The organism is Streptomyces sp. NPDC058375 (genome assembly GCF_042723425.1).
Lineage (GTDB): Bacteria > Actinomycetota > Actinomycetes > Streptomycetales > Streptomycetaceae > Streptomyces > Streptomyces durocortorensis.
In genome coordinates, this window is record NZ_JBHXJG010000351.1 from 1 (window position 1) to 5,704 (window position 5,704).

The 5,704-nt window shown below is 72.8% G+C and carries 6 protein-coding genes; 4 read left to right on the top strand and 2 right to left on the bottom strand.

Going from position 1 to position 5,704, the window contains the following annotated elements; all coding sequences use genetic code 11:
- Nucleotides 1–38: 38 nt before the first annotated feature.
- Nucleotides 39–371: a hypothetical protein gene (locus ACFWM7_RS32940; protein WP_383267815.1), complete on the bottom strand. Its 333-nt coding sequence runs from the start codon at nt 369–371 to the stop codon at nt 39–41.
- Between the two features lie 137 nt (nt 372–508).
- On the bottom strand, nt 509–1,291 hold the full coding sequence (locus ACFWM7_RS32945; protein WP_383267818.1) for a hypothetical protein: 783 nt from the start codon (nt 1,289–1,291) through the stop codon (nt 509–511).
- A gap of 526 nt (nt 1,292–1,817) precedes the next feature.
- Here ACFWM7_RS32945 and ACFWM7_RS32950 point away from each other — a divergent pair.
- From ACFWM7_RS32950 to ACFWM7_RS32965, 4 genes are all read left to right on the top strand, one after another.
- A complete protein-coding gene (locus tag ACFWM7_RS32950) occupies nt 1,818–3,101 on the top strand; it encodes a glycosyltransferase family 4 protein (protein WP_383267821.1) in 1,284 nt (427 codons plus the stop codon).
- A complete protein-coding gene (locus ACFWM7_RS32955) occupies nt 3,098–3,940 on the top strand; it encodes a transferase (protein WP_383267824.1) in 843 nt (280 codons plus the stop codon). Before ACFWM7_RS32950 ends, ACFWM7_RS32955 begins: the two co-directional genes overlap by 4 nt.
- A gap of 60 nt (nt 3,941–4,000) precedes the next feature.
- Complete coding sequence (locus tag ACFWM7_RS32960; RefSeq protein WP_383267827.1) at nt 4,001–4,966, top strand: helix-turn-helix transcriptional regulator; 966 nt, start codon at nt 4,001–4,003, stop codon at nt 4,964–4,966.
- 357 nt (nt 4,967–5,323) lie between these two features.
- The gene (locus tag ACFWM7_RS32965) at nt 5,324–5,539 is read left to right on the top strand and encodes an I78 family peptidase inhibitor (protein ID WP_383267829.1); all 216 of its coding nucleotides are present in this window, start codon (nt 5,324–5,326) and stop codon (nt 5,537–5,539) included.
- Nucleotides 5,540–5,704: the final 165 nt, after the last annotated feature.

Below are 5,704 nucleotides of genomic sequence, written 5' to 3' on the forward strand. Positions count from 1 at the left end.
CCTCTGGCGCGAGCGGTCCGGGGCTTCCTCGTACGGCCTCAGGAGTCCCGTGACCCCGGCGGCAGCGCCGCGGGCCGGGGCCGCCCCGCATGCCGCCCGACCCGCTGCCAGGAGCCGAGGCTGCCGGTGTGCTGGCCCTGCCCGCTGCTCCCGCTCTGGCCGTGGTGCCCGCTGTGGCCGGAGTGTGCGGGGTGACCGCTCATCGGGGTCCTGGAGGCGAAGAGGCCGGCGCCGAAGGCCGCGAAGCCGAGATTCTCCTCGCCGCTCCGGTCGCCCGGCAACGCCCGGAACGAGCGCCGGTACTCGGAGTACAGCGCGTCGTAGATCGGGGTGGGGGACATGCCCCCCAACGGATCCTGCGAAGGACGCATGGCAGGAATCTGACTCTGATGCTGGCGGGAGGAGTCGTATGAGTGCACGTAGGTGCCAACGACCTCACCGTCCGTGGGATGCGGCCCCACCGGAGAAATCGCTGTTCGGCGGGGGCCCCCGAGCCGGGCGGACATGCTCAGGTCCCGGCCAGCGGCATGGACGCGGCGACCAGCAGCCCGTTGACCGCGGCCTTCTCCAGCGCGTCCCGGAGCAGGTCCTCGCGCGGCTGCTGGCCGATGGTGCCGGTCGGGGCGGCGAAGACGAGGACCGTCTGCGACTTGTTGACCGCGGCCCGCCAGCCTTCGGTCACCTGGAGCGGCTGGTGCGCCTGCCACCAGGCGACCGGGTTGCCGCCGCCGGCGCTCGGCTGCAGCACGGCGTGCAGCTGGCCCACCGCCAGCAGTACGGACCAGCCCGGAAGGACCTCCGGCAGCCGGTTCATGTCGGGGGCCGGGCGGAAGCCCTGCTCCAGCAGGAGCTGGAGGAACTCGTCGCCCCCGCTGCCGTCCGTGCCGGGCCGGGCGACCGGGCCGGTCGGTTCGACGACCAGGGCCGGGCGCAGATCGTCCTCGATGAGGACGAGTCCGCTGGTGATGCCGAGGACGGCCTGTTCGGGCATGAGCCCCTCCGTGTTCTTCTGCTCGCTGCCGGTGATGCTGCGCACCGCGCCCTGGAGCTGGTCCTCCGCGACCTTGACGACCTGCGAGGGGATGCACGTCGCGTGGGCGAACGCGAGGACGGCGGTCTCGTCGCCGATGAACAGGACCGTGCTGGTGCGTTCCTGGTCGGAGTCGCCGGGGGTCCGGCAGGAGGTGCAGTCGTAACTGCCCGGGGCGTTGTCGCCGACGAGCAGCCGGTCGGCCTCGTCGTCGCCGATCTCGGCGCGTACGTCCTGACTGACGTCGAGCATGCGCGGCACGGGGGCTCCTCGAACTCGGTGCGTGGGCCGGGTGGTTCCCGGCTCATGAAGAGACAACGCGGGATCCGTGGCCGGGGTCACGCACCGGGGCGGACGGAAGTGCGGCGAGGTCGACACATCGGTACGTCGAGCAGTCGACGTACGACTTCGGCACGGCCGGCGTACGGCCGTCGCCCGGCCGGCGCAATCCTCTCGCGTCCCGTCCGGAAATTTTCCCGGGGCGGAGGCAACCACCCGGCATTTTCCTACGTCAAGCTCGAAGGAAAGCGTTGGCGAACGGGTGGCGGGTAGACGCCGGTTTAGCGCACCGGCGGGCCTGCGGACGCGGTCCGGTCACTTCCGGGCCCGCGGTCAAACGGATGAACAACCTCCGGAACCCGCAGGTCAGCGGCGGTGCGGTGACGGAACCGAGGATTCCGTGCGCGATGTCGCGGACGCTCCGGGATTTCCCGGCGTATTTCGGACGGAAATCCGCCGGGACGTACAGTCTTGACAAGGTCAGGTCGACAGGGGAAACAGCGACACCATGCATATTTCTTTTCTTCTGCACAATGCCTACGGAATCGGAGGAACGATCCGGACGACGTTCACGCTCGCCCGTACGCTCGCGGAGCAGCACGACGTCGAGATCGTGTCCGTCTTCCGGCACCGTGACGCCCCCGTCCTCGGCGCACCCGAGGGCGTGACGCTGCGCCACCTCGTCGACCTGCGGAAGAAGAGTGCGACCTACGACGGCGAGGACGCCGAACACGCCCGGCCCGCCGCCGTGTTCCCGCGCGGCGACAGCAGGCACAAGCAGTACAGCCGGCTCACCGACGCCCGGATCGCCGCCCATCTCCAGGGGATCGAGGCGGACGTCGTCGTCGGCACCCGCCCCGGACTCAACGTCCACCTCAGCCGGCAGACCCGCCGCGGACCGGTGCGCGTCGGCCAGGAGCACCTGACGCTCGACAGCCACAACTACCGGCTGCGCCGCGAGATCGCCCACCGCTACACGCTGCTCGACGCGCTCACCACCGTCACCCGCGCCGACGCGGACGACTACCGCGCCCGGCTGAAGCTGCCGGGCGTGCGGATCGAGGCCATCCCCAACGCCGTTCCCGAGCCCGGCTGTCCGCCCGCGGGCGGCGACCTGAAGTGGGTCGTCGCGGCGGGCCGGCTGCACCGGGTCAAGCGCTACGACCTCCTGGTGCGGGCCTTCGCCCAGGTGTCCGCGGCCCGCCCCGACTGGCGGCTGCGCATCTACGGCGGCGGGGACGCGACCGGCAACGAACAGGCCGCGCTGCGCGCCCTCGTCGACGAGCTCGGCCTGCACAACCACGTGTTCCTGATGGGCTCGGCCAACCCGATGGAGGCCGAGTGGCCCAAGGGGTCGATCGCCGCCGTCACTTCGGACCGCGAGTCCTTCGGCATGACGATCGTCGAGGCGATGCGCGGCGGGCTGCCCGTCGTCGCCACCGACTGCCCGCACGGACCGGCCGAGATCGTCGAGGACGGCGTCGACGGCCGCCTGGTGCCCGTCGGCGACCAGGACGCGATCGCCGCCGCGCTGCTCCAGCTGATCGAGGACGACGACCTGCGCAACCGGATGGGCGCGGCCGCGCTCAGCGCCTCGGCCCGCTTCGACCCGGCGCGGATCGCCGAGCGCCACGAGAGCCTGTTCGCCGAACTCGTCGCGCGCGGCGCCCAGGGGCACGGGCCCGGCGCCCTGCGCACCGCGCTGCACCGCACCCGGGGCAGCGTCCTCGACGGGGCCTACGCCCTGCGTTACAAGGCCGCCGACGTGCTCCGCAAGGGGAGGACCACATGAGTTCCACCGCCGTACGGGCCGACTGCGCCGCCGACCGCGCCGGAACGCTCACCTTCGACCTGACCGACCTGACCGACCTGCCCGACCCGGCCCCGGCCCCCGCGTCCGTGCTGCTCCTGCGCCGCCGTGGCGCGGCGGGCCGCAAGCCCGGCGGCACGGTGCGGATACCGCTCAGCAGGTCGGGGTCCGGGCGGCTGCGGGCGGTGCTCCCGGCCGCCACCGAACTGCCCGAGGGCCGTTGGGACGCGTACGTCGAGGAGCCCGGCTCCGAGCCTGCCGAGACGGTCGTCGAACCGGGGCTGCGGGACCTGCGCGCCCTCGTCGACCGCTGCCCGGACACCGGGGCCACGAGCGTCAGCGCCCGGATCCCCTACCCGACCCTCGACGGCCGGCTCGCCGTGCGCTGCTGGGTCCGCGCCCCGCACGCCGAGGCGGGAGCCGTCGTCCCCGGCCCGTCGGGCATGACGGCCGAGGGTGTGCTGTACGGCGTCGAGGCGGGGGAGGGGGCGGTGGTGGAGGCCCGGCTCCCGGGCGAGCCGACGCGGGTGCACCGCTTCCCGCTCGCCGCCCCGGACGGGCCGTCCGGCGCCTTCGTCTTCACGCTGCTCTTCACCGAGCTGGTCACCGGGCCGGTGCGCGAGGAGCAGCTCTGGCAGCTGTGGCTGGTCCCGGCCGAGGGAGTCCGCGGGGTCAGGATCTCGCGCATCCTCGACGACGTCTGGTCCCGGAACACGTCCTTCGTCTACCCGGCCCGCCCGGCCGCCGACGGGGTGCTCGCCACTCCCTGCTACACCGCCGACAACGACCTCTGCGTCCGGCTGGCGCCCGCGGACCGCTGAGCCGCTGGGGAGCGGGGTTGCGGACGAGTGCTGTCCGCAACCCCTGGCAGACTCACCCGTATGTTGGAGACCTCGGCACGACTGCTGCGCCTGCTTTCCCTGCTGCAGGCCCACCGCGACTGGTCCGGCGCCGACCTGGCCGACCGGCTCGGCGTCACCCCGCGCACCGTCCGCCGGGACGTCGACAAGCTGCGCGAGCTGGGCTATCCGGTGAACGCCAGCCGGGGCACGGGCGGGGGCTACCAGCTCGGGGCGGGCGCTGACCTGCCGCCGCTGCTGCTGGACGACGAGGAGGCCGTCGCGGTCGCCGTGGGCCTGCGCACGGCCGCCGGGCACGGCATCGAGGGCATCGGCGAGTCCTCCGTACGCGCGCTGGCCAAGCTCGAACAGGTGCTGCCGAACCGGCTGCGCCGCAGGGTGGGCGCGCTCGGCGCGTTCACCGTGCCGATGCTGCGCGGCCCGGACGCCGCCGCGGTCGACCCCGGCGTGCTCACCGACCTGGCCGCAGCCTGCCGGGACGCCGAGCGGCTCCGGTTCGCCTACCGGACCCATGGCGGGGAGTCCTCCCGCCGTACGGTCGAACCGCACCGTCTCGTCTGCACCGAGCGCCGCTGGTATCTGGTGGCCTGGGACCTGGACCGGGCCGACTGGCGCACCTTCCGGGCCGACCGGATCACCCCCACCCCACCGCACGGCCCCCGGTTCACCCCGCGCACCCCGCCCGCGGAGGATCTGGCGGCGTACGTCTCGCAGGGCGTCGCCGTCTCCGCCTACGCGGCCCGGGCCGTGATCCTGCTGAAGGCCCCGCTGGCGGAGGCCGCTCAGCGGGTCTCGCCGTCCGCCGGGGTCCTGGAAGCCGTGGACGCGGACACCTGCCGGCTGACCGCCGGGGCGCCGGACCTCACCGTGCTCGTGATCCACGTGCTGATGATGGGGATCGATTTCGAGGTCGTCGAGCCTCCCGAGCTCACCGAGGTGATGCGTCAGGCGCAGGACCGGCTCACGCGGGCGCTCGACGGGCCGTGAGACTCCGAGCGGCGGGCGGGGCGGGAGAGATGGGCGGTGAGGAAAGGAAAGAGCGGTTTAAGGGGGCGGGAATTCCCGGTGTCGCGGCCATTGCGGCGACACCCCGATCCGATGGTAAAAGAAGCAGGTCACCCCATGATTTCGGAAGGCCGTCGGCACCCTGCTCGTACCGGTGAACGGGGGGTTCGGCTATTGCGCGCCGAGGCATCCTTCCAGTCCGTTCGGGTGAATAGGGCCGCGTATACGCGTGTGGGGATCCTGTGACACAAGCGTGACCGCCACGGCATGTGGAGATGCAGCGGCACGCCCGGCCGGCCCCGCCTTCCGTCACGGTCCGGGGCCGCCTACGGTGAGGGCATGGCATCTCTACCGACCCCTCCAGCACAGCCGGACGACGCCACCGACTCGTACGTCGGCCTCGCCGCCGACGCCGCCGAGCGGCAGGCCAGGACCCGTGGCTGGGACACGGTCCGGGCGGTTCCCCCGGGCACGTTCCTGACCATGGAGTTCCGCCACGGCCGGATCAACTTCCAGGTCGAGGACGACACCGTGACGCGCTGCTGGGTGGGCTGAGGCCCTAGGGGGTGTCTTGCCGATCAGGCCGGACCCCGCGAGCCCGGCGTGATCGGCAAGACACTCCCTGGGGGGTGTCCGGTCGGCCCGCGGGGGCTCCTCGAGCTCGGCTCACGGGCGATACTGGTCGAGGTCGTTTCAAGGAAGCGGGGGAATCTCCATGCA

What these genes read in the sequence shown, in the direction of transcription:
- ACFWM7_RS32940 (WP_383267815.1), bottom strand. Translation starts at nt 371, where the DNA reads ATGCGTCCTTCGCAGGATCCGTTGGGGGGCATGTCCCCCACCCCGATC.
- ACFWM7_RS32950 (WP_383267821.1), top strand. Translation starts at nt 1,818, where the DNA reads ATGCATATTTCTTTTCTTCTGCACAATGCCTACGGAATCGGAGGAACG.
- ACFWM7_RS32955 (WP_383267824.1), top strand. Translation starts at nt 3,098, where the DNA reads ATGAGTTCCACCGCCGTACGGGCCGACTGCGCCGCCGACCGCGCCGGA.
- ACFWM7_RS32960 (WP_383267827.1), top strand. Translation starts at nt 4,001, where the DNA reads ATGTTGGAGACCTCGGCACGACTGCTGCGCCTGCTTTCCCTGCTGCAG.
- ACFWM7_RS32965 (WP_383267829.1), top strand. Translation starts at nt 5,324, where the DNA reads ATGGCATCTCTACCGACCCCTCCAGCACAGCCGGACGACGCCACCGAC.